This window comes from Sporomusaceae bacterium (assembly GCA_031460455.1).
In the GTDB taxonomy this organism is placed as follows: Bacteria; Bacillota; Negativicutes; order Sporomusales; family UBA7701; genus Anaeroselena.
In genome coordinates, this window is record JAVKTQ010000010.1 from 13,335 (window position 1) to 36,987 (window position 23,653).

23 protein-coding genes are annotated in these 23,653 nt (G+C 63.7%); 5 read left to right on the plus strand and 18 right to left on the minus strand.

Translation table 11 applies throughout. From position 1 onward, the window contains the following. Positions 1 to 36: 36 nt before the first annotated feature. From RIN56_14240 to RIN56_14260, 5 genes are all read right to left on the minus strand, one after another. Entirely contained in the window at positions 37 to 468 is a 432-nt protein-coding gene (locus RIN56_14240; GenBank protein MDR7867955.1) for an ACT domain-containing protein, read from the minus strand. A gap of 16 nt (positions 469 to 484) precedes the next feature. After that, positions 485 to 1,783 (minus strand): phenylacetate--CoA ligase, encoded by a 1,299-nt coding sequence (locus RIN56_14245; protein ID MDR7867956.1) that lies wholly within the window; start codon positions 1,781 to 1,783, stop codon positions 485 to 487. Positions 1,784 to 1,815: 32 nt separating this feature from the next. Then, complete coding sequence (gene larA / locus RIN56_14250) at positions 1,816 to 3,108, minus strand: nickel-dependent lactate racemase (GenBank protein ID MDR7867957.1); 1,293 nt, start codon at positions 3,106 to 3,108, stop codon at positions 1,816 to 1,818. A 259-nt stretch (positions 3,109 to 3,367) separates the two neighbouring features. Continuing rightward, positions 3,368 to 5,461 (minus strand): RNA degradosome polyphosphate kinase, encoded by a 2,094-nt coding sequence (locus RIN56_14255; GenBank protein ID MDR7867958.1) that lies wholly within the window; start codon positions 5,459 to 5,461, stop codon positions 3,368 to 3,370. After that, a complete protein-coding gene (locus RIN56_14260; GenBank protein MDR7867959.1) occupies positions 5,451 to 7,004 on the minus strand; it encodes an HD domain-containing protein in 1,554 nt (517 codons plus the stop codon). Before RIN56_14260 ends, RIN56_14255 begins: the two co-directional genes overlap by 11 nt. Between RIN56_14260 and RIN56_14265 the strand changes: the two genes are divergently transcribed. From RIN56_14265 to RIN56_14280, 4 genes are read left to right on the plus strand one after another with little or no spacing between them, the layout of a single operon-like run. Continuing rightward, positions 6,997 to 7,185, plus strand: coding sequence for a hypothetical protein (locus RIN56_14265; protein MDR7867960.1), 189 nt, complete (start codon positions 6,997 to 6,999; stop codon positions 7,183 to 7,185). The genes RIN56_14260 and RIN56_14265 overlap by 8 nt on opposite strands. 6 nt (positions 7,186 to 7,191) lie before the next feature. Then, positions 7,192 to 8,730: a Ppx/GppA phosphatase family protein gene (locus RIN56_14270; GenBank protein ID MDR7867961.1), complete on the plus strand. Its 1,539-nt coding sequence runs from the start codon at positions 7,192 to 7,194 to the stop codon at positions 8,728 to 8,730. A gap of 21 nt (positions 8,731 to 8,751) precedes the next feature. Continuing rightward, a complete protein-coding gene (locus RIN56_14275; GenBank protein ID MDR7867962.1) occupies positions 8,752 to 9,816 on the plus strand; it encodes a tetraprenyl-beta-curcumene synthase family protein in 1,065 nt (354 codons plus the stop codon). 44 nt (positions 9,817 to 9,860) lie between these two features. Beyond that, positions 9,861 to 10,277: a PaaI family thioesterase gene (locus RIN56_14280; protein MDR7867963.1), complete on the plus strand. Its 417-nt coding sequence runs from the start codon at positions 9,861 to 9,863 to the stop codon at positions 10,275 to 10,277. Between the two features lie 64 nt (positions 10,278 to 10,341). Here the strand turns inward: RIN56_14280 and RIN56_14285 are convergent, their stop codons facing one another. After that, positions 10,342 to 11,472: a M20/M25/M40 family metallo-hydrolase gene (locus tag RIN56_14285; protein MDR7867964.1), complete on the minus strand. Its 1,131-nt coding sequence runs from the start codon at positions 11,470 to 11,472 to the stop codon at positions 10,342 to 10,344. Between the two features lie 147 nt (positions 11,473 to 11,619). Between RIN56_14285 and RIN56_14290 the strand changes: the two genes are divergently transcribed. Then, positions 11,620 to 11,946, plus strand: coding sequence for a hypothetical protein (locus tag RIN56_14290; protein ID MDR7867965.1), 327 nt, complete (start codon positions 11,620 to 11,622; stop codon positions 11,944 to 11,946). Positions 11,947 to 12,113: 167 nt separating this feature from the next. Here RIN56_14290 and RIN56_14295 read toward each other — a convergent pair whose 3' ends face one another. The 12 genes from RIN56_14295 to RIN56_14350 all read right to left on the minus strand — a co-directional run bounded on the left by RIN56_14295 (position 12,114) and on the right by RIN56_14350 (position 23,629). Beyond that, positions 12,114 to 13,277 carry a DNA polymerase IV gene (locus RIN56_14295; GenBank protein ID MDR7867966.1) on the minus strand — a complete coding sequence of 388 codons (1,164 nt, stop codon included), beginning with the start codon at positions 13,275 to 13,277 and terminating at the stop codon, positions 12,114 to 12,116. A 130-nt stretch (positions 13,278 to 13,407) separates the two neighbouring features. Further along, the gene (locus RIN56_14300; protein MDR7867967.1) at positions 13,408 to 13,650 is read right to left on the minus strand and encodes a hypothetical protein; all 243 of its coding nucleotides are present in this window, start codon (positions 13,648 to 13,650) and stop codon (positions 13,408 to 13,410) included. Positions 13,651 to 13,938: 288 nt separating this feature from the next. Beyond that, positions 13,939 to 14,574 (minus strand): response regulator, encoded by a 636-nt coding sequence (locus tag RIN56_14305; GenBank protein ID MDR7867968.1) that lies wholly within the window; start codon positions 14,572 to 14,574, stop codon positions 13,939 to 13,941. After that, positions 14,567 to 15,913 (minus strand): HAMP domain-containing sensor histidine kinase, encoded by a 1,347-nt coding sequence (locus RIN56_14310; GenBank protein ID MDR7867969.1) that lies wholly within the window; start codon positions 15,911 to 15,913, stop codon positions 14,567 to 14,569. The genes RIN56_14305 and RIN56_14310 overlap by 8 nt, the downstream gene beginning before the upstream one ends. Continuing rightward, positions 15,904 to 16,917, minus strand: a complete 1,014-nt coding sequence (pgsW, locus tag RIN56_14315; protein MDR7867970.1) for a poly-gamma-glutamate system protein — start codon at positions 16,915 to 16,917, stop codon at positions 15,904 to 15,906. The genes RIN56_14310 and pgsW overlap by 10 nt, the downstream gene beginning before the upstream one ends. After that, positions 16,911 to 17,345 carry a poly-gamma-glutamate biosynthesis protein PgsC gene (pgsC, locus tag RIN56_14320; GenBank protein MDR7867971.1) on the minus strand — a complete coding sequence of 145 codons (435 nt, stop codon included), beginning with the start codon at positions 17,343 to 17,345 and terminating at the stop codon, positions 16,911 to 16,913. Before pgsC ends, pgsW begins: the two co-directional genes overlap by 7 nt. Position 17,346: 1 nt before the next feature. Beyond that, positions 17,347 to 18,501 (minus strand): poly-gamma-glutamate synthase PgsB, encoded by a 1,155-nt coding sequence (gene pgsB, locus RIN56_14325; protein MDR7867972.1) that lies wholly within the window; start codon positions 18,499 to 18,501, stop codon positions 17,347 to 17,349. Then, complete coding sequence (locus tag RIN56_14330; GenBank protein ID MDR7867973.1) at positions 18,498 to 19,229, minus strand: succinylglutamate desuccinylase/aspartoacylase family protein; 732 nt, start codon at positions 19,227 to 19,229, stop codon at positions 18,498 to 18,500. The genes pgsB and RIN56_14330 overlap by 4 nt, the downstream gene beginning before the upstream one ends. A 110-nt stretch (positions 19,230 to 19,339) precedes the next feature. Beyond that, on the minus strand, positions 19,340 to 21,052 hold the full coding sequence (ggt, locus tag RIN56_14335) for a gamma-glutamyltransferase (GenBank protein ID MDR7867974.1): 1,713 nt from the start codon (positions 21,050 to 21,052) through the stop codon (positions 19,340 to 19,342). A gap of 22 nt (positions 21,053 to 21,074) precedes the next feature. Continuing rightward, entirely contained in the window at positions 21,075 to 22,190 is a 1,116-nt protein-coding gene (locus RIN56_14340) for a succinylglutamate desuccinylase/aspartoacylase family protein (protein MDR7867975.1), read from the minus strand. A 12-nt stretch (positions 22,191 to 22,202) separates the two neighbouring features. Further along, positions 22,203 to 22,349, minus strand: a complete 147-nt coding sequence (locus tag RIN56_14345) for a hypothetical protein (GenBank protein MDR7867976.1) — start codon at positions 22,347 to 22,349, stop codon at positions 22,203 to 22,205. Positions 22,350 to 22,360: 11 nt separating this feature from the next. Further along, positions 22,361 to 23,629 (minus strand): TRAP transporter large permease subunit, encoded by a 1,269-nt coding sequence (locus tag RIN56_14350; protein ID MDR7867977.1) that lies wholly within the window; start codon positions 23,627 to 23,629, stop codon positions 22,361 to 22,363. Positions 23,630 to 23,653 lie beyond the last annotated feature (24 nt).

The window sequence follows — 23,653 nt, forward strand, 5'->3', positions numbered from 1 at the left end:
ATTAAATATGGTTGTCGCGGCTCGCGGCAATGCCTCTCACCAGTAGAAGTTCGGCCCCTCGCCGCCTTCGGCGGCCTTGTCGCCTTTTAGGACCTTCTCGGCCTTGGCGAGATCGTCGACCTTCAGTACGACCCGCGCCTCCTCGGCGGCCGGGGCGGCAAAAGCATAGACATACTCGATGTTGATGCCGGCGGTGGTCAGTTTTTTCACTTCGGCGAGCAGCCCGCCCGGCTTGTCGGAAACCTTCATGGCCAGCACCGGCGTCGTCTTGACGGCAAGGCTTGCACCCTTGAGGGCCTGTTCGACTTTGTCGGGTTCGTTGACCACCAGCCTGAGGATGCCAAAGTCGGCGGTGTCGGCCACCGACATGGCCCGGAGATTGATGTTGTGGCGGTCCAGCACGGACAGCACCTCTGCCAGTGTCCCCGGCTTGTTCTCGAGGAAAACCGAGATTTGCTTGATGATCATGCTTGTCGCTCCCCCTTTACAGTTTGCGGTTGTCGATTACGCGTTTGGCTTTGCCTTCGCTGCGCTCGATGCTCTTGGGTCCCACCAGCCGGACCTGGGCGGTCACGCCGAGCACGCTGCCCAGGGCGGCTTCGATTTTGTGCTCGAGCGTTTCCAGCCTGCGGACCTCGTCGGAGAACATCGACTCGGTGACCTCGACGAGGACGGTGAGTTTGTCGAGATTGTCTTCGCGGTCGACGATGAGCTGGTAGTAGGGCGAGGTCTCGCCAAGGCCGAGGAGCACCGTTTCCACCTGGGAGGGAAAGACGTTGACGCCGCGGATGATGAGCATGTCGTCGCTGCGGCCCAGCACCTTGCCCATGCGGACGAGCGTGCGGCCGCAGGCGCACGGCTTGTGGGTCAGCACGGTCAGGTCGCGGGTGCGGTAGCGGATCATGGGCATGCCTTCTTTGGTGATGGTGGTCAGCACCAGTTCGCCCTTTTCCCCGTCCGGCAGCGTCTCGCCGGTCTGGGGGTTGATGATTTCGGGGTAGAAGTGGTCTTCGTTGATGTGGAGGCCGTCCTGGCACTCGCACTCGCTGGCGACGCCCGGCCCGATGATCTCGCTGAGGCCGTAGATGTCGATGGCCTTGATGGCCAGCCGCTCTTCGATTTCTTTGCGCATCCGCTCCGACCACGGCTCGGCTCCGAAGACGCCGGCGCGGAGGGAGAGATCTTTGGGTTCGAGGCCCATCTCGCCGAGGGTCTCGGCGATGTACAGGGCGTAGGAGGGAGTGCAGGCCAGCAGGGTGGTGCCGAAGTCCTTCATGAGCATTATCTGGCGGGCGGTGTTGCCACTGGAAACGGGGATGACCGATGCGCCGACGAGCTCGGCGCCGTAGTGGACGCCCAGGCCGCCGGTGAAGAGGCCGTAGCCGTAGGCTACCTGGATGAAGGACTGGCGGTTGGCGCCGGCCGCGGTCAGCGTGCGGGCCATGACTTCCGACCAGATGCCGATGTCGCGCTTGGTGTAGCCGACGACAGTCGGTTTGCCGGTGGTGCCGCTGGAGGCGTGGATGCGGACGATTTCGGCGAGCGGCACGGCGAACAGGCCGTACGGGTAGTTGTCGCGCATGTCCTGCTTGGTGGTAAACGGCAGCCGCGCAAGGTCTTCGAGGCTGGCGATGTCTTCGGGCAACAGACCGGCCGCCTGCATGCGGCTGCGGAAGAATGGCACCTGGCGGTAGACTCTGTCGATGGTGTCGCGCAGTCTGGTCGTCTGCACGGCGGCGAGCTCAGGGCGATTCATGGTTTCTATCGGTTTATTCCAGAACAATTCAATCCCTCCTGCTTTTTCGGTCGCACGGGTCACCCGGCCGGCAGCGGCAGGGTGTCGGCGGCGTGGGGCATGACGGTGGCGGTGTAGCCGTCGCGCCCGATGCGGGCTTCGGCGAGCGCCAGGGCGGCGGCGAAGTCGGCCGCCGGCGTCATGCCCGCTTTTTCGATAAAAGCCCGGTTTTCGGGCCGGGTAACGATTATATGTTGGATACGCCGGGCGTCGAAGCCGGTTTTCAAGGCCACGTAGCCCGGCACGGTAAATCGTTCCCTCAGCGCCCGTTCCCGGTCGAAGAGCGAGGATATGTCGAACCAGCCGCTGAAGTCGGGCGGTTCGGCGATATTGCGGCATTCCATGAAGGCGATGACGACGCCGTCCTCTTTGCAGGCCGCGAGCGCGTTCTCGGTGGCTTTGGTGGCCTGATAGAAGTTGATGTCCTTGGGATAGCCGCCGGCCGAGGCAACGACAAGGTCGGTCCGCGCGCGGACAGGCACGCCGTAAATGGCGGCCACCTGCCGGCAGCCCTCTTCCCACGCGGCGCGCCAGTGGCCGGCCACGAAGCCGGCGTGGCCGCCGCCGGGCGCGGGGATGACGTTGAGCAGGAAGGCGGGCGCAAGCAGGGCGGCTATTTCCATCTGGTCTTCGTGCAGTGGGTTGCCGGCCAGCAGACCGCTGCCGCACAGGGGGTTGACGCCGCCGCCGGCCGTGTCGTTCAGGCAGAAGCGATGATTGGCTTGGATGGTGCCGTAGCTCGCCACCCCCGGCACGACGCTTTTCCGGCCGCCCGCGAAGCCCGCCATGGGATGGTAGGCGATGCCGCCGGTGAGGATGACTTTGTCGGCGGCGGCGACGTGGCGGCTGATTCTGGCCGTGACCCCGCGGGAGGTGGCGCCGATGCGGACGAATTCGGCCTCGTCCTGGGCGAAACTTTGCTCGATATGGACGCGGCCGACCGTTTCCCGGCCGTAGGTGGCGACGTTTTCCTCATGAGTATGGCGACGGTGGGCCCCCAGGGCGACGACGAGCGTGATGTCGTTGTCGGGGACGCCGGCGGTGTTGAGTTCGTCGAGCAGCACAGGCAGGAACAGGTCATGCCGCAGGCTGCCGCGGGTCAGGTCGCTGGCTACGACGGCCACCCGTTCGCCGGCCGCCACCAATTCGCCGAGAGGCGGCGCGCCGATAGGACGGGCGAGCGCCTGACGCACGGCGGCGGCCACGTCGGCCACTGCCGGCGCCGGTTTGCCGTCCACCACCTGGATTTGCCGCGCGGCCGGCAGTGAGATCGCCACCGTACCGTCGCCGAAGGGGAGAGAGAATTGAGCCATGCCCGCTACACTCCTGTGTTCCGAAAATAGTAAAACCCCAGCGAAAATTCCCTGTGGAACTTTCCGCTGGGGTATTTTATACCCACGGTGTCGACCCTGTCGCAGGGTCTTGCGCCGCTTGGACCTGACGCCGCCGGAGCGGCCGGAACCCTAGGCGCACTTCCATCAAACCATTGTATACATTATACATATGTTACAATATAGTATACGTGGTGCGGCTGGACCCGTCAAGGGGTTATGGGCCGAAACGGTGGATACTCTACACGTTGCGGCGGTAGGCGGGCTTGAGCCGCTTCTCGAGCGGCAGTTCGTCCCGCAGCGCGGCTTGGCGGGCCTGATGGAGAAATTCGGCCTGGCAGCTCACGGCCTTGGACCGCTTGTCGGCGCGGCGGTAGTTGCCGTCGTTCCTCATGATGTAGGCTTTTTGGTTGTCCTGCAGCAGGAGGTCGATGATGCCCGTGATGCGCTCCACGTGGGCTGGGGAATCGACCGGAAAGAGGAGCTCGACCCGTTCGCTGAGGTTGCGGAACATCCAGTCGGCGCTGGAGAGAAATATGCGTTCGTCGCCGCCGTTGGCGAACAGGAATATGCGGCTGTGTTCGAGGAACCGGCCGACGATGCTCCTGACGGTGATTGTTTCGCTGACGCCGGGGATGCCGGGTTTGAGCTGGCAGATGCCGCGGACGATCAGGTCGATTTTGACCCCGGCGTGGGATGCCTCGTAGAGTTTGCGGACGATTTCCTTTTCGACGAGGGAGTTGATTTTGGCAACGATGCGGGCCGGTTTGCCGGCGCGGGCGAAGCCTATCTCCCGGTCGATCAGGTCGCCGAATTTCTGCCGCAGGCCGATGGGCGCGACGGCGAGCTTGTTCCACACCGGCGGATCGGAGTAGCCGGAGATGACGTTGAAGAAGGCGGAGGCGTCGGCCCCGAACTGGTCGTTGGCGGTAAAAAGCCCCAGGTCGGTGTATACTCTGGCGGTGGCGTCGTTGTAGTTGCCTGTGCCCATATGCACATAACGTTTGATGCCGGACGTCTCTTTTCTGACGACCAGAGCGATCTTGGCGTGGGTCTTGAGGCCGACAAGGCCGTAGATGACGTGGCAGCCGGCCTCTTCGAGCCGGCGAGCCCAGAGGATGTTGTTTTCCTCGTCGAACCGCGCCTTCAGCTCGACAAGCACGGTCACCTGCTTGCCGTTCTCGGCCGCCTGGGCCAGCGCGGCGACGATGGGGGAATCGCCTCCCACCCGGTACAGCGTCTGCTTTATCGCCAGTACCTGCGGATCGGTGGCTGCCCTACGGATGAACTCCACCACGGGGGCGAACGATTCGTACGGGTGGTGGAGGAGAACGTCGCGCTGACGGATGGCGGCGAAGAGGTCTTCTTCGCCGACGAGGTCGGCAGGCACGGCGGGGGTGAAGGGCTCGTAACGCATCCGGCTGCACCCCGGCAAGTCGGCGAAGCGCATGAAATAGCTGGTGTCGATCGGGCCGCGGATCTCGAACACGTCCTGTTCGCCGATCTTGAGGCTGTCGACGAGGAATTCCCGCAGCGTGCGGTTGGCCGTCCTGGCGATCTCCAGGCGCACCGTCTGGCCGCGTTTGCGCTGGCGGAGCGATTTCTGAACCTCGGCGAGGAGATCGTCGGCGTCTTCTTCGTCGATGTCGAGGTCGGCGTTGCGGGTGATGCGGAACGGGGTGACATCCTTGACGGTGTAGCCGTGAAAGAGTTCGCCGCAGTAGGCTTTGATGATCTCTTCGAGGAAGACGAACCGCCGTTTCCGGCCGCTCGCCGGGGTCTCGACGATCCTGGGCAGCACGCTGGGCACCTGGATGACGGCTGTCTTGGCCTCGCTTCCCTGCCGCAGTTCGACAGCCAGGTTGAGGCTGCGGTTGAGCAGGAAGGGGAAGGGGTGGCTGGAGTCGACGGCCAGCGGCGTGAGGACGGGATAGATGGTATTGTGGAAGTAGCGCTCCGTCCAGGCGCGGTTCTTCTCGGGCAATTCGTCGACGGGAGCGAAAAAGATGTCCTCTTTTTCCATTTCCCGCCTCAGCACCCGCAGATAGTTGTATTTCTTTTTAACCAGTTCCCTCGTCGCCAGCGATATCTGACGCAGTTGTTCGTCCACCGTCAGCCCGGCGGCGTCGAGTTTGTTGATGCCGTTTTCGAGCTGCCGCCGGAGACCGGCCACGCGGATCATATAGAATTCGTCAAGGTTTGAGCCGGTGATGCCGATGAAACGCACCCTTTCCAGGAGGGGGTTGCGCTTGTCCTGGGCCTCGCGCAGAACGCGGAGGTTGAACTTCAGCCAGCTCAGCTCGCGGTTGAAGAAGTATTCGTGTTTATCGAACACGGCGTTCTTCCCCCTGCCTCACCAGAATCGGCCTGATGCCGAAGACGTTCTCGAAGAAGTCGGCTTTGTCGATGAAGGTCCATTCCTCCAGCGATATGTCCTGGTCGGCGGACACGGTGATGACGACTTCCTCGCCGCTCAGGGATATGTCGCGGATGGTAGCTTTCTGCATATGGCTGCGGTCGACCGCGTCGGCCACTCTGATGATGGCCGCGAGCTTGGCGAGCGTTATCCGCTGGTTCGGCGTCAGGGCGGCGAAGTTGGCGTCGCTGAGGGAGGGCGTGCCTTTGGAGTGATAGTAGGCAATATTGGCCATCAGCGCCCGTTCCTCCTCGGAGAAGCCGATGATGTCCGAGGAGATGATGAGGCGGTAGGAGTAAAAATAATGGCGCCGCAGGCTGACGTATTTACCGATGTCGTGCAGGATGGCGGCGATCTTGAGCAGGAAGCGCTCGCGCTTGCCGAGCCCGTGGTGCTTTACCATGCGGTCGAAAAGCAGCAGTGCGGTGCTTTCGACGCTGGCGGCGTGCCCTATGTCGCGTTTGTATTTGTTGCCGAGGGTGTGGGCGAAGCTGACGATCTGCTTTTCGATGACTTCCAGCCACTTGTCGTGCGATTTTTCGGCGATATGGGAGATGGTGATACCGTCGCCGAACTGGGCGCCGGAAACGACGATCTGAGTGACGTTGCTCAGGGCAAGGATCTGCTGGTACAGCACGATGGTGGGCAGAACCATCTCCGCCCGGCTTTCCGACAGATTGAAGGCCTGCATGAGCTGGGGAAGGTTGAGCTGCTTGACGCGGTCGTAAAGCGCGAGGAAGTCGTCAATGCCGACATAGGTCAGCTTGGCGGCCTCGTCCCGTCCCAGCATTTTGAGCAGCAGCCCGGTTTCGACGCCCGACAGCACAAGATACTTGATCTTGTGCTGGTTGAGTTCGAGTTCGACGAGGTCGATGGTGCTGTAAATGTATTCGGTCAGCGCCTGGTAGAAATGGGCCGAATCGCGCTGGTACCGCTCGAAGCTTTCCTTGATGCGCAGCGCGCCGATGTGGATGTTCTGCTGGTACCGGAGGACGCCGGCCTCGTACAGGGTGAAGGACAGTCCGCCGGAGGATATGTCGACGAACAGGATGCCCTCCTGCTCGGCCGCCAGACCTTCGGCTTCGATGGCGCGGAACAGGGCGATGTACTTGTGGTACATCTCCTGGAGCATGTCGACGACCTCCACGGTCAGCCCCGTCTTCAGCTTTATCTGGTCGATGATGTACTGCTGGTTATCGGCTTCGCGGATGGCGGTGGTGGCGAGCAGCCGGTAGTCCTTGACGCCGTATTCCTGGAGGATGCGCCGGTAGCCCCTGAGGAGCTCGCACAGTTCCCGGACGGTGGCGAAGCTGATCCTGCCGGTCTTGAAGGTTTCCTCGCCCATGGTGACTTGGGAGCTGGCCCGCTCGACGATTCTCATGTCTCCCAAAGAGGTATATTCGACTATCTGCAGGCTGACCTGCTCCGAACCGACGTGCATAACGCCGAAAAAGTTGGACATTGTGACATTCCTCCACAAGCTTATCGGTAAAGGTTTCGACAGTACAACGATCAAACTCCTCTTTCCCGAGATTAAGACTATGTTAATTTGCCGTAAAAGTCTGTCAATTCAGCCGCAATTGTTTTTTCCCGGCGCCGGCAAGGTTTTTGCAAAAAAAGCCGAATACTATGGTGGGGAGTGATAGATAATGACGGAAAGAATCGCCATCATCGACCTTGGTTCGAACTCCGCCCGCCTTATTGTCATGCATATTTACGCCAACGGCGCCTATAACCTCGTCTATCATCAGAAAGAAACGGTGCGGCTAAGCGAGGGGATGGGCAAGTCGCACACTCTCCGCCCGGACGCTGTCGGGCGGGCGGTTGAGACGATGCGGATATTTGCCCACATGTGCCTGCTGTTCAAGGTCGACAAGACGCTGGCCGTGGCCACGGCGGCGGTGAGGAGCGCCAAGAACGGCCTGATGCTTATCGAGCTGATCGAGTCGGAAACGGGCATTCGCCTCGAATCGATCACCGGTCATACCGAAGCGCATATCGGCTACATAGGGGTCATCAACACCATCGATGTCGAGGACGCCGTCATTTTTGATCTGGGCGGCGGCAGCACGGAGCTGACGCTCATCCGCGGCCGCAAGCCGCAGAAGGTCGTCAGCCTGCCTTTCGGCGCCGTCAACCTGACCGAACAGTTCGGTACCCAGGACAGGATCACCGATCTCCAGTTGGAAAAGCTTCGCAGCTATATTATGCACCATTTGGAAAAAAACCCGTGGCTCAAGGACGTCAGTCTGCCGCTCGTCGGCGTGGGGGGAACGGCCCGCAATATCGCCAAGATGGACCAGAAACGGAAGAACTACCCCTTCAACAAGGTTCACAATTACCGCCTCGGCGACATTTCGCTCACCGATCTGTGGCGGGGCCTGACGCTGGCCGACTATAAGCAGCGGCTTAAAATCCCCGGGCTGAGCAGCGAGCGGGCCGACATCATCACCGCCGGCTCCACCATCGTCAAGTGCCTGTTCGACCATACCCGCGCCAACCGTCTGATTGTTAGCGGCTGCGGCCTGCGGGAAGGTCTCTTCCTCCGCCATTATCTCGCCCGCACCGGCCAGCCGGAAGTTATCGCCAACATTCTCCTGCACAGCACTAATAACATGCTGCTCTTCTACAAGGGCAACGCCCCGCACGCTTATCACGTCGCCGAGCTGGCCGAGGCGATGTTCGACGGCTGGCAGGACCTGCACAAGCTCGACGACCGCGACCGCCTGCTGCTGAAAGTGGCGGCCCTGCTGCACGATATCGGCATAACGATAAATTATTACGACCATCCGCGTCATAGCGCCTACCTGGTGGAGAACGCCCGCCTGTTCGGCCTCACCCACCGCGAACAGATGCTTACGGCGGTGGTGGCGGGCTGGCACGAGGGCCCGACCGCCAAATATATGCGCAACCGCCTGTATTCGGAGTTTCTCGATGACACCGACTGGCAGAAAGCCCGCAAGATGGCGCTGCTGCTGGGCTTGGCCGAATGCCTCGACACAACCCAGATGGGGGTGGTGACCAAGCTGACGGCCAGCCTGAAGCCCAAGACCGCCAACCTGCTTATGACGGTGGGCAGGCAGGGGGCGGCGATCGAGATTCAGGAAGCGGAAAGACACCGCAAATGGTTCAAGAAGGAATTCGGCGCCGAGATCGTCTGGCAGCAGATGCCGTCCGCGCTTCAATAGCCCCGCTTTTCAGGAGGAACAATGCCTTCGCTTTTGTCTACGGCCAATAGCCTTAATCTTATCAGGCGCTTCGTCAGCCAGGCATTCCCGCTCGTGGACGGCGAACTGGCCGGCTGGCGGCGGCGAGCCGCGGACGCCGAGCCGGAACTGGCCGCCCAGGCGCTTGCCAGCATCAGGGATAAGCGGTTCCACTGCCAGGGGGGCGCCATCTACAGCCTCTACCCCGGCGTGGATGCCGGCCGCTTCGTCCGGCTGGTCGTCGCCCTGCAGACGATCAGCGATTATCTCGACAACCTGTGCGACCGGGCCGGGATCGCGGATGAGGCGGCCTTCCGCCAACTCCACCTGGCGATGACCGACGCTCTCGACCCTGACGGCGAAACCCGCGATTATTACGGCAGCTACCCGCTGAAGGCCGACGGCGGCTACCTCGCCGCTCTTGTGGCGGCTTGCCGCGAGGAGACGGCGCGCCTGCCGAAGTACGGCCTGGTGAAGCCGGCCGCGCTCAGGCTGGCCGCTCTCTATAGCGAGCTGCAGATATACAAGCACCTCGACCCAGCGGTGCGGGAGGATAAGATGCGCGCCTGGGGCGGACGGCACCTGGCGGATTATCCCGGCGTGACGCTGTGGGAATTCGCCGCCGCGACCGGCTCGACCCTCGGGATGTTCATGCTGTGCGCGCTGGCGTCCGACCCCGACCTGACCGCCAACGAGGCGGAGACAACCTGCGCCGCTTATTTCCCGTGGATATGCGGCCTTCATATTCTCCTCGACTACTTCATCGATCTTGCCGAAGACCGCTGCCACGGCGATCTTAACTTCGTCGCCTACTATGAGAGTCCGGACGAAATCGTCGCCCGTCTCACCCATTTCTGGCGCCAGGCGCTGGACGGCGCTGGCCGCCTGGCCCAGCCGGGCTTCGCGTCGACGGTCGTGCACGGCCTGCTGGCCATGTACCTCTCCGACCCCAAGACCCAGGCGCCGCTGGAGCGGAAGGTTAAAGCCGCCCTTTTGGGCACCGCCGGCGGTTACGCGCGCCTGCTCCACAGCCTCTGCCGGCTGCTCCGCCGCCAGGGAGTGCTTTGACAACGCCGCCTAAGGCCGGCACACCAAAAGGAGGAAAGCCGGACATGGATAACTGGCCGGAATTCATCAAACAGCACTTCATGACCGTACCCTTCATCCGTTTTCTCGACGCCGTCGTCGTCGAAACGGCCCGCGGCCGTTCGCTCCTCACCGTGCCGATGCGGGCGGAGTTCGCCAATTCGTACGGCATGACCCACGGCGGGGTCATCGCCGCCCTCGTGGACATGGCGGCCGGCATCGCCCTCCGCACCCTCAAGGTGCGCGTCGTCACGGTGGAGACGGCGGTCAATTACTTCCTGCCGGTGACGACCGACGACAGCCTCACGGCCGAGGCCCGCCTGGTGCACGAAGGCCGCAAGCTCCTCCACGCCGAGGTCGATGTCGTGAACGGCGAAAATACGCTGGTGGCCAAAGGGCGGGCGGTGTTCTACGTCACCGGCGAGGATACGGGAGAATATTAGTAAAAGCCCTGGCGGGATATCCCGCCAGGGCTTTTTGTGCCGATACTTTACGGCTGTTCTAATATTACTGTTTCTTGACCTTGGCAGCCTCTTTGATGATCGCTACGACAAGCTCGGCCGTCTTGTAAAGGTCGGCCTCCTTGATGAATTCGGCTGTCGTGTGCACCTTGGACATGCCGGTCGCCAGCACGGCCGACGGTACGCCGAAGGCGTTGAAGAAGTTGGCGTCGCTGCCGCCGCCGGTGGCTTCGAAAACGGGGGTCAGGCCGATGCTTTCCGCCGCCTGGCGGGCCAATGCGGCCACCGGCATGTCGGCGGTCAGCACATAGGGGTCGTAGGCGGTCTTGACGGTGATTTCCGCTTTGGCGCCGTTGGCCGCGGCCACCCGCTCGAAGGTTTCGACCATGTGCTTAGTCTGGGCGGCGAGCTTCGCTTTGTTGCGGCTGCGGGCCTCGCAGGCGATCTCGACGTAGTCGGGCACGATGTTGGTGGCCTGGCCGCCCTTGATGATGCCGACATTGGCGGTCGTCTCGTCGTCGATCCGCCCCTGGCGCAGCTCGGCCATGGCCTTGCCGGCCACGACGATGGCGTTGATGCCCTCTTCGGGGGCCACGCCGGCGTGGGCGGTCTTGCCGCGGATTATGACCTTGATGCTGTCCTGGCCGGGAGCGGCGTTGATTATCCGTCCGGGAGCGCCGCCGGAATCGAGGATATAGCCGAAGTCGGCCGCCAGCAGTTCGCGGTTCATGTTCTTGGAACCGTTGACGCCGCCTTCCTCGGCCACGGTAAACACCACCTGGATGTCGCCGTGGGCGGCGCCGGTCTCGCGGATGATCCGCAGCGCCTCAAGGATGCCTACCACTCCGGACTTGTCGTCGGCTCCCAGCACGGTATCGCCGCCGGAGGTTATCACCCCGTCCTTGAGCTGCGGCTTGACGCCGCCGCAGGGCTCGACGCAGTCGAGGTGGGCGCTCAGCATCAGGACCGGCGCGCCAGCGACGTTGCCTTTGAAGTAGGCCAGCACGTTGCCGCAGTTGCCGCCAATACGGCCGCCGACATCGTCTTCTTCCACCTTGAGGCCCAAAGCGGCCAGCTTGGCCTTGACCACGTCAGCAACTTCCCGTTCGGCTCTTGTCGAACATCTGATGCTCACCAGTTCGAAAAACTCGGCCAGCATTCTTTCTTGATTAACCATTGTTCATCGCCTCCCCAAACAGTCTGTTTTAATCTTTAGGCGAACACCGGTCCCGTTCCTGCCTCATAGGCCTCGCCGCCACATATTTTTTCCCGCCGGAGGGATACTAGCGGCAATCGCCGATCAACAGCGAAGGAACGGTCCGAGATGAAGAAAACCGTCGCCCTCCAGCACCCCGCGACCTGGCTGGCCGAAGCGCTGACCGCCAGGGGGTACAAGGTCATCAGCCTGCAGGAAGCCGTCAGCTTCCGCGCCGAGGTGGACGCCGTCCTCTACTCGTCCCGCCGGGCGGAGACCGTTCCCGCTTTCCATAGCGGGCTCGAATCCGCCGACATCAGCGTGGGGCACCGCGGCGAAGAGGCGACGGGCGACGCCCTGCCTGGCGCTATTATGCTCAACATCACCGGGCTGCATCCCGAGCAGGTGGCGGCGGAGTTGGAGGCGCGGCTTCGCCACCGCCCCTGGCGCATATAATTCTCGGCCGTTGATAAGCCCCCATCTGCGTCGTTGCTCCTCGGATGGCCCACTCGACGTACGCAACCAAGTACGCCTTCGCGGGCCATCCTCCGGTGCGCCTTGCATCTGGGGGCTTCTGAACGGCCTTTTGCCTTTTTATCTTTGGGCAACCCATTAGGGTTGTTTTATTTTTCCTTTTTCGGCGGCATGAGGCGGCCGCGAGTGACGGCGCCTTCGCCGAATTTGTCCTTGAGGCGGTCGACGGCGACCGAGGCTTTGAGTTTTTTGTCGTCGTCGCCGGCGAACAGGCTGATCTGACTGCCGTGGACCTGCAGGTTGGACAGGGTCACCCCGAGGAGGCGCACGCCTTCCGTGAGTTCGATGCCGGCCATGATGGCCTGGGCGGTCTCGTAGATGGTGTCGCCGAGCAGGGTAGGCTCGCCGAGGGTACGGCTGCGGGTGATGGTACGGAAGGAGCCGAAGCGGATCTTGACCGTAACCGTCCGCCCGGCATAGCCGGCCTGACGCAGTCGGCGGCCGACTTTCTGGCTGAGGGCCAGCAGGCAGGTACCGATATCGTCCCGCGTGCGGAGGTCCTCGGCGAAGGTGACCTCGTTGCCGAGCGACTTGGGCTCATGATCGGGGATCACCGGCCGGTCGTCCTCACCCCTCGCCAACCGCCGCATGTCGTCGGCCGAGTTGCCGAAGTGCTTGCGGAGGATGGCTTCGTCGGCGTCGGCGAGCTGGCCGATGGTGGTGATGCCGATCCCCTTCAGCAAGGAGGTTGTTTTCTCGCCCGCCCCCCACAGGCGGGCTATGGGCATGGACCGCAGGAAGGCGGTCACTTCTTCCGGCCGCACGACCACCAGACCGTCCGGCTTGCCCCAGTCGGACGCCAGCTTGGCGAGAAACTTGTTGGGCGCCACACCGGCCGAGGCGGTCAGGGCCAGCTCGTCCCTGATGCGCGCCTTGATGGCTGTGGCGATGTCCTTGGGGTCGCTATAGAGCCATTCCATGCCGGAGACGTCGAGGAAGGCTTCGTCGAGGGACAGCGGTTCGACCAGCGGCGAAAAGGCGGCGAGGATGTCCCGTATCTCCCCCGCCACCTGCGCGTACTTCCGGTGGTCGCCCGCCATAAAAACGGCGTGGGGGCAGCGGCGCCGCGCCTCTTCCATCGGCATAGCCGAATGGACGCCGAAGCGGCGGGCTTCGTAGGAAGCGGTGGAAACGACCCCGCGCCGGCCGACGCCGCCGACGATGACCGGACGGCCGCGGAGGGCGGGGTCGTCCCGCTGCTCCACGGCAGCGAAAAAGGCGTCCATATCGACGTGGATTATCCAGCGCTGCATATTTTCACCGCCCGGTTCCGCGATATTTCCCGCGCGCGGGGAAAAAAAATTCACACCTGTTCCCATGCGCGTCCGGTGTGAATTTATCCTATTATTATTTTAGAACACACGTTCCGGTCTGTAAAGCCAATTAAGAAACGAAGTAGTCGTGGCCGCCGAGGGTCGATTTGGGCACGGTGACAGGGTCGAGCGCCTGAAACCGGGTTGTTTCGAGTATTTTGAGCTCGTCGCCGAGCTTGCTCAACTGGTTATGCAGCAGGGTTTTGGTGTAGCCGAGGTCTTCCAGCCTTGACGCAGCCTCGTCCAGCTCCTTCATCTTGGCTTCGTATTCCTTATGCAGCTCCACGATTTCCAGCCCGCTCCGCACGTTCATGCCGATGCCTCCGTTCGTCGCACTATTCCAGTATAGAATAACCCCGCGCACGGGGAAATATTCCAGCCGGATAGCGCAGCCGCAAAAAGCGATCGCACTGAATAATACGTTGCCGTCGGCGGTTTACCGCTGCCGCCAGGCCCACCAGTTGGACAGGACCGCCCCGACGGTCAGTAAGGCGAAAATCTCCATTGCTGCCCCCAGCCTTCTCGACAGAATACGCCTCATTTACTTTCTTTATCGTCGTTTCTGCCGGGGGACTTAACTTTTTGCGCCTCAGCCCGTTTCTCACGGCCCCATTTTCGCCATCCACTGGTACTTCTTGCGCGGACGGCCGACCTTGCCGTAGCTGCTCGACGCGGTGAGCTCCCTGCGGCCCTGCAGGAACTGCAGGTAGCGGACGATGGTCTGATAGGCGAGGCCGGTGCCTTCGGCCACTTCCTCGGCCGCGAACGGGCCGGCGGCGCCGCGGCAGAAGGACCGCACCAACCCCAGGGTGGCTTCGTTGATCCCCTTGTCGCAGAAGGGCGCCGGCGACTGCTCCTGCTGCTGCCGCATGTGCATATGGACTCTGATCCTGGCCGCAAGGTCGGCGATTTTTATCGGTTTGTTGGCGAAGTCGTTCGCGCCGGCGTCGAGGAAGCGGTCGGCGATTTCCTGCCGCTCGTCGACGGTGAGGACGATGATCGGTGCACTGTGGTCGTGGGTGCGAATCAGGTCCACGGTCGAGAGGCCGTCGAGGCCGGGCATGTGGTAGTCGACGAGGATTATGTCGGGCTTCAGGCCGCGGACTTTCGCCGCCGCCTGCCGGCCGTCGTTTTCGGTTATCACCCGCCAGCCGTAGGTCCTGCCGATCGCCGCCAGGGTAAAAAGGATGTCCTGGTCGTCGTCGATCGCGAGGATGGTGATCGCTTTATCAGTCATGGTCCGTTACCTCCGGCAGGGTGATGATTACGCGCGTGCCTTGGCCGCCCACGCTGTCGATGACGATGGCGCCACCGTTCGTTTCGACCGTCTCGCGGACGAAAGGCAGCCCGAACCCGGATGAGTTTTTGGTGGAAAAACCCGGTTCCCAGATGAGCTGCGACTGGTCGGAAGGGATGCCTGAGCCGTTGTCGGTTATCTCGATGACCGCCCGGCCGTCCCTGGCCGACACCCGGACGCCGACCCGGCCGTTGTCGCCGCCGACCGCCTCCATGGCGTTTTCGAGCAGGTTGACGATCGCCCGCGACATTTTGATCTTGTTGACCGCCACCGCCGGCAGCGGCTCGACGGCTTCGATGCGGAAGCTGCGCAGGCCGCTGAGTCCGGGGACGTGGGCGGCGGCGTATTCGACGATTTCGCGGCCGCTGATGATCTGGCGGGTATCGTCGCGCAGCATTTCGCTGATCATGCTGCTCATCTTGTCGCTGGCTTCGACGATGCGCGCGGCGTACTGGCGGTTAGGGTCGTCGGCGACCGAGACGGCCAGCACCCCGGCCAGCCCCTGGATGGAGGTGAGCGGTGTTTTGAGGTCGTGGACGAGCGACTGCATTTCCCTGAGCGACCTGTTCTCCAGCGTCCGCAGCTTGAGTTCGCTGTCGAGGCGGACCTGCTCGGCGACCTTGAGCTCCTTGGTGTAGACGCTCAGCAGGCGGGCAAGGATAAAGGAGTTGGTTGTGCAGATTATGAACAGGGCGATGCCGGTGATGTTGAGTATTTCCTCCGCCTCCAGGAAGGCGGCGATTTTTTTCAGGTCGGTGGAAATCTCGCCGCGCCCGAACCAGTAGCCGCTGAGGAGGGGCACGGTGTCCAGCCACTCCACCCCGAACAGCAGCAGGGCGAGGACGAGGATTTTGTGGAATACCCTGCGGGTCATATTCTCCAGCCGGCTCATGAGGAGGATGGCCAGCATGAGGCTGATGGCGGGGATGCCGAAATCGTAGGCGATGCCGTAGATCAGCTTGATCGCCTCATAGGCCGCCGGGATGACGGCCAGCGGCAGGACAAGGAGGATGCGGGGTGCGCCGGCGCGGAAGGTGCCGAGCCCCTGGGCGAGCAGCAGCGTGCCGATGTAGATGGGCAGGGCGCGGAGGGTGTTAAGGGCAACCAACTTAAGGGACGCGGTGAGGAGGGCGCCGCTGCTGGCGTGGACGAGGCTGCGCTCCATCAACGGAAAGATGCCGAAGCCCTTGACGCTAAGGACCGCCGGGGCCAGCAGCCCCAGGAGGATGAGGCCTAACCCGGAAAGGATGTGGGGATAATTTATCGCTTTCAGCGACATGGCCCGCGCCACCACTCTTTCCTGCGCCCGCCGTACCACAGCACCCAGACGGCGGCCGCCAGCCAAGCGGTTATCGCCAGACGGGTGGCTGCCGGCACGGCCCGTGCGTACATCACAGCGCTCGTTCCCGGAGGATTGTCGGCTTTGATGCCGTTGGCGGCCGCCAGTTGGCCGATGTTGAGGAAGTGGATTACCGGACGGTTGTTGTCGACGAAGGGGGCCGCAAGGCCATCGGCAACCTGCCGCCGCGGGGTGTAGCCGGCGGTGAGGGCTTGCCGGAGGGGCGAATGGTGGCCTTGCCGGCCGAAAATGACGTGGCTGCCGCCGACGTTGACGAGCGCGGCCGGCAGCTGGCCGTCCCGCCGGTAGACCGCCAGGCGCAGCGCTACCGCTTCGTCGAGGTCGGCGGGCCGCATTTCGGCCACTCCCGCCCGGCTAATGGCGGCCTTGGCCGCGGCTACGCCCTCGGGGGTCAAGCCGCCGCCGACGTCGCCGACACCGCCGACCGAGGCGGCCGCCGACCGCCATGCCCACAGCCCCTGGCCGGCGAGCGTCTGCTCGATATCCAGCCAGGTATAATCCGGGTCGCTGGCGCCCCAGGTGGAGGAACCCACTGAGCTGGTTATCGCCGGCTCGGCGCCGACGGCCTGGATGGCGGCGAGGACGGCGACGTTGATGGCCGGGAAGGAGCCGGAGAAGTTCACAGCCACCCGGTCGCCCGGCCCGACGCCGGCGGCCAGCAGGTAGCGGACGGCGAGGGCGGCGAAGTCGGGGTGCCGGGACAGTTTTTTGGCGGCAAGCGGGCCGAGGGTGGTGGTTATTTCGGTGTATTCGGGGCCGATGAGCCGGTCGCCGACAACCGCCTGCGCCCTGACGGCAGTAGCCACGGCGGCGGCCATAACGGGGTGGGCGGCGTCGGGCTCGTGCCTGACCGTTCCCCGGGCGCAGGCGAGCAGCAGGAAGCTGGCGAGCACCAGCAGCGCGAGGCGGGGACGGCTCACCATAGCAGCCCCTCCCCGGCCAGCGAGGCCAGCGCGGTCAGCGCCACGGCCAGCGCCAGGGCGAGGAGCGTGGGCACGATACCCTGGCGGGCGAAGTCGCGGGCGATCAGCCCCGGCACGAGGTAGCCGATGACGAGCAAGCCCCAGTCGAAATAGCTCCCGCCGCGGGTGACGAGCATCGCCCCCTGGCCGACGAGCATGCCGACAAGGATATATACGGCGAACTGGCGGCGGCCGTAAAGGAGCAGGCGCTTTTCCAGCAGGCGGCCGGCGGCCAGCGTCACGAGCGCGGCGGCGACCGTGCCGGCGAGCCAGACCGGGTGGCCGAGGAAGAGGGCGAGGTAGCCCGCCACGACGATGCCTCCCGGAGAAAACCCGGTAAGTTCGGCGGTAAGCAGCGATACGACGATGCCGATGAAGAGTACGTGCATATCAGGTGTTCACTCCTGCCGTCCGGCAATTGAGGAAATTCTCCAGCCCCTGGACGTTGCCGGCCGCGAAAACGGTCAGTTTTCCGCCGTCCGTGACGCCAGCCAGGTCGGCGGGGCTGGACGGGCGGGCGATCACGCGGATATCGGCGGCGGCAATGCCCTGCTTGAGGAGTTGACGCCTGGCGAACGCGCCGTCGCCGGTGACGAGGTACGGGCCGCGATGCAGGGCGGCGAGCGCCTCGGCCAGCTGGACGGTGCGGTATTTGCGGTCGGGGCGGCAGTTGAGCATTATTACGGACGCCCTGCCGGCGGCGTACCGCTGCCACAGGATACGGGTCGATTCGGGGTCGTTGGCGGCCAGGGCGTTGACGAGGGTGACCGTCCGCCCGGCGGCCGCGTATTCGCCGACAGTGACGTTGCCGGGGTCGGGGCTGGCGGTCTGCATGCCCCGCAGGGCGGTGGCGCGGTCGACGCCGGCCAGTTCGCACGCCGTCAGGGCGAGGGCGACATTCTCAGGGAAAACCTCGCCCGGAAAAGCCTCCAGGCAGGCCGGCGGCAGCTCGTCCGGGCCTGCCAGGCGCACCGCGCCCGCGGGAGCGACGCCGGCGGCTGCAAGGGCATCCAGCGCGGCGGCGGTGGTGACGAGCGCGCCCTGCCGGGGGATTGCGCCCGCCAGGGCGCGGGCGACGCCCGGTCCCTCACCGGTCACTTCTTCGTGGTCGGGCCGGATGGTGGTAATGACACCGATATGGGCCCTGACAAGCTTGTCCTCGGCGAAGCGCTGCATCTCCGGCCTCACGGCCATGCACTCGACGACGATGGCTTCGGCCCCGAGGGCGGCAGCCTCGGCCGTAAAAGGGACGAGTTCGCGAATGTTGGCCGGCCCCCGCCTCGCCAGGGGCCGTTCACTGCCGTCCGGCAGGATGACCCGCGCGGCCGAGCCCGTCGTCTTGGCGACGACCACGCGGCCTCCCGCCCTCAGACCGGCGGCGATCAGGCGGGTGACCGACGATTTGCCGCGCGTGCCGTTGACGTGGATACGCAGGGGGATGCGGTTTAGGTTACGTTCGTGCTTTAGCCGTTCCGCCGCATAGTAGCAGGCGGTCAGGAGGAATACGGCGAGCGCCGCGAGGTACTCGCCGGCGAAACCGGTCACTGTGCGTCCACCCATTCCTGGCGAAGAAGGCTGCGGACAATGGCGACATGCTGGGCGGCGCGCTCCTCAATGGGCTGCTGCCCGCTCGTCTCCACGGTGAAGGCGGCCAGGCCGAGGGCGGCGCCGGCGTGGTAGGCGGCGCTGCCGGGGATGGGATGGGCGCCGAAGGCGAATTTCTTCACCGGGTCGGCGATAAGGGCGTTGATATGGTCGATGGCGGCGAGCGCCAGCTCGGCGCTGCGGTCGTTGGCGGCGAACAGGATCATCTGCCCGAGCGAGGTATGGTCGAGGCGGTGGAAGGTGCGGGCCTCGTGGAGGTCGATGAGCATTGTGACGCCGTATTGCCGGATGAGTCCTTCGACAGCGGCCGCGATCTGCTCGGCCGGCGTGCCGCTCTCGCGGCCGGGGTAGGCGCGGTTGATGTCGCCGATTTCCGGCAGCGTCCTGATGCCGGCGGCCAGAGCAAGCTTGTTCACCCGCGGAATGACGATAAGGGCGCCCTTGCTTACGGCGAACCCGCGCACCTGCTCCGCGGCCAGCGCCCCGGCCGGCTCGTTGCCGTGCACCCCGCCCATCACGAGGACGGCGGGGCCGGGGGCGGCGCCGCTGACGTAAACCTCGGTGGCGTAGGGCGTCCCCGGCAGGAGGAGAAGCTGTTCCGGCGCCGCGGCCGCCGCTACGGCCGTAGCCAGGACGAGCAGCACTAACACGATCAACGATACGCGCATATTCCCACCTCTACAAGAAAAATTCCCCGTTTTTTTCCATTCCCCTGCCGAAAAGAGGCTGAACAGCAAGAGGGGGGAGCCGGAACTCCCCCCTCAGCGGGCTGTGTGAATTAGTAGCCGAACGCCTGGCCGAGGCGGCGGTTATCGGCCGCGCCGTGCAGGCTGCCGTCGGGCAGGATCATAATGCCCTGAGCGCCGCCGAAGTACGCGGAGCGCTCGGGCCGCAGGTTGATTTTGTGGCCCCAGCCCATGAGCTCGTTGACGGTCGCCTCGTCGATGGTCTGCTCGATCTGGGCGACCGCGGCGTTGGGGTTATGCATCCGCGGGTCGGTGATGGCGGCTTGCAGATCCATCTTGAAGTCGACGACGTTCATGATTATCTGGGCGACGGTGGTGATGATGCGGGGCCCGCCGGGGGTGCCGAGGGTCATGAACGGCTTGCCGTCTTTGAGGACGATGGTCGGGGTAATGCTGCTGAGCGGCCGTTTGCCGGGGGCGGGCGCGTTGACCGAGTTGGGATTATTCGTAACAAAGTCGTCCATTTCGTCGTTCATGAGGATGCCTGTTCCGTCAGGCACGACACAGGCGCCGAGGAAGTCGTTGATCGTCTGGGTTACGGTGATCATGTTGCCGTCTTTGTCGACAACCGAGAAGGAGGTGGTGCTGCCGGCGCTGTATTTGCCGGGATCGCCGGGTTTGACGCCGTTATTGGCGGTATCGGGGCTGATGCCTTTGGCGCGCTCGGCGGCATAGTCTTTGTTGACCAGTCCGGCCATCGGCACCTTGACGAAGTCGGTGTCGGCCATGTAGCGGCCGCGGTCGGCGTAAGCCAGTTTCTGGGCTTCGATGAATGTATGGTGGAAGGCGGTCGAGGAGCGGCCCATCTTGGCGACATCGAATTTTTCCATGATATTGAGGATGTTGGCGAGGGTGAGGCCGCCCGAGGAAGGCGGCGGCGAGGTGACGAGCGTGTAGCCGCGGTAGGTGGTGGTGACAGGCTCGCGTAGTTTGACCTGATAGTTGGCCAGGTCGGCCTTGGTTATCCAGCTGTTGGCGTTTTTCTCGTAATAGGCGGCGAGCTTGTCGGCGATGACGCCTTTGTAGAAGACATCGACACCGCCGGCGGCGACAAGTTTGAGCGATTCGGTGAGTTCGGGGTTTCTCAGGACATCGCCGGCATCCAGGGGCAGGCCGTCTTTAAAATAGTGCTTTTTGAACCATTCCAGCGACGGGGAGTATTTCTCCATCCGGTCAATCTGATCGCCGATGATGCCATTGAGGTTTTTCGTAACCGGTAGGCCGGCCTCGGCCTGGGCGATGGCGGGGGCCATGAGATCAGCCCATTTCTGGGTGGCGAATTTGTGATGGATCATTTCCATGCCCCGCAGCATGCCGGGCACGCCTGACGCATAATAACCGGTGACGGTGGCGTTGTCTTTGACTTTGCCTTTCTCGTCGAGCGCGTACATGTCGGGGGTTGCCTTGGCGGGCGCCATTTCGCGGTAGTCGATCATGTAGGTCTTTTTCTCTTTGGCCACATAGACGATGGCGAAGCCGCCGCCGCCCATGCCGGATGCATTGGGCTCCACGACGTTGAGCATGAAGGCGGTGGCGATGGCGGCGTCGAAAGCGTTGCCGCCCTTCTTGAGGACTTCCACCCCTGCCTGGGCAGCCAGCGGGTGCGCCGCCGCAACCACGCCGTGCGCGGCGATTACGTCGCGTTTGTCCGCGGCATATGCGGGGATACTGCAATTGCCGACGATGCCGACGGTGAAGACGGCGATCACCAGCCATGCGAGGATGTTGAACTTCTTGCCCTTCACTTAATAAACCTCCCTTTTTGTGTTATAAAAAGGCGCCTACGCCTTTGGTAACAATCTCGCGGAATGAGGGAACGCCGGTTATGACGACCGCCTGGCGCGGGTCTTTCTCGAAAGAGTCGCGGATGAGTACCATGGTGGCGGCGACGTGGCGGGCAACCCGCAGGCTGAGGGGCTGGCCGTTTTTGTCGTAGGGAATGAACAGCCGGCCGAGTTTGGCGGCCCGTTCGTACATCCTATCCTGGCCGGTGACCACCAGCGCTTCGTTGGTGGCGCCCCGCAGGCGTCCCTGGGCGGGGTTGCCGGTCTCCATCAGCACGGCCATCGCCTGGGTGGCGTCGCCCCACTCGCGGTGCGACAGGCCGCGCAGCGTCTTGGGCGAGGGTTCGAGCCCGATTTTGATTTTTTCCATTTCGAGGTCCAGAGCTGCGACCGCCGCCACGTCCATGGCGCGTTCATGGAAAACCAGGGCGTTGATGACCGGATACTCCGGCGAGGCTTCGTGCAGGTCGACGGCCAGGTTGACCTTCTCCTGACGAATCAGTTCGACAATGCCGTAGGCGATCTGTTCGGTAAGCGTACCGTCCGGGCGGCCCGGATAGGCCCGGTTGAGGTTGCGGGTCTCGCTGCCCGACAGCTTCTGGCCGGAGGCGGCGTGGACGTAGATGTCGGGGTCGGGCCACTGGTGGATGGGGTTGGTAGCCCGCGACCCGTAGCGGAACGAGCGCTCGCCGCCGGGTGTCGTCAGCGCGAACCGCTGCGGCGACCCCTCTGAATAGTCGTTGTGGGTGAAGCCGCTGGCGTTGGCCTGGGGGATGACGATGAGCTTGCCTTTGGTCGGCCGCGCTTTTTCGACCAGCAGGATAGCGCCGATGTAGCCCGAGGGCTCGTTGGGGTGGGTGCCGCCGACGACGAGCACCGTGCCGCCGGGTTTGCCGCTGTCGAGGACGTAGACCGCCGTGTCGCCGGGGGTGTTCTTCAGGCCGGCGAAGTAGTCGCTCAGCATCTTGACCGCGGTGACGCCGGGGCCTTTTTTGATGGTGTCGGCGCTGTGCATGGCGGTGAACTGGGGCGTCACCAGAATAAGGATGGCGACGACGCCCGCCAGCAGGGCGAGGGCGGTCTTCTTCGTTCCAACCATGGCTTCCCCTCCCTACACGAGCATGAAGGCCCGCAGCACGAGGGGAATGAGCACCAGCGCGGCGTTGGCCTGCCATTTGATTTCCTTCTGGGAGAAAAGTTCCCAAACCACCAGGACGGCTACAACGACGACGATGAGCCGGTAGACGACAGTTATCATCGCTTTCCCTCCTACAGGACGAGCTTGCCGATCGGATTGGCGTACATGATCATCAGGATGCCGATGATTATGGCGACAAGCGAGGGCAGGATAAGCGGTCTCACGATCCGCAGATAGTTTTCTTCCCCCACCACCTGGGCGGCGATTACCGCCGTCAGCGCGACCGGCGGCGTGAAGCTGCCCATGGCGGCGATGAGCGACAGCGCCGTGGCCGTGACGATGAGGTTTTGGGCGAGGAAGGCCAGGATGAAGGGCACGCCGAGGACGCTGGCGGCGCCGAATACCGAGATGCCGCCGAACAGGGGCAGACTGACGGCGATGCTGCCGAGCAGCAGGTAGGCCGGCAGGCTGAGGCTGCTGACGGCGATATAGCCTCTCACCCCGGTGAGGGTGATGATTTGCAGCAGCATACCGACACCCATGAGGATGCCGATGACGGGGAGGATCTCCCTCACCCCGTCCCGCGCCGCCTGGGAGAAGGAGAACTTCCGGCCGACGAACAGGCCGGCGATGCTGCCGATGACGAAGGTGAGCGGCATCCGCGGGTCGGGGAATATGCCGGGCAGCGCTTTGGGGCCGACCATGAGGACGGCGATAAGGATAAGGGGCAGGTATAGCGCCCAGCCGCGGCTGGTGTCGGCATCGCCGAGCTTGTCGACGAGTGCGGCCAGGTTGGCGCTCCGGGCGTAGCGGTAGCCGAGGAATACGGTCGTCAGCACCGCCAGCGGCACGGTCACGAGCAGGAGGATAAGGTCGAAGCCCACATACGGCATGTCGATGCCGCCGCCGATGATCATGACGACAATGTTGACCGGCGGGGCGATCATCCCGTACACCGAGGCCATGGCGATTATCGCGCCGGCGATATGGCGCGGCATGTCCATGCCCAGCAGCACGGGGGCGAGCAGCACGCCGGTGCTCAGCACCGAGGCGGTGCAGGAGCCGGTTATGGCGCCGGGGAACATGATTATGAGCGTAAGCACGGTGAGCATAGCCAGCGGCGAATGCCCGAACCGGCAGGTCAGGTCCCGCGTAAGGCGTTCGAGCAGGCCGTTGCGTTCGATCACTTTCATGAAGATCATCGCTGTGAACAACACGAGCGAAACGTCGAGATAGCCGAACATGCCCTCGACGAGATGCCTGAGCGGCAAGCCCTGCCCGGCGGCGACGGCCAGAGCGGCGCTGGTCGCCGCCAGGGAAAGGCCGACCGGCAGCTTCAGACAGAGCACGCAGGCCAGAAAGACGGCCAGCATGACGACTGCGAGCATGATTTCCGACATAGAACAACCCCCATCAAAAACGGG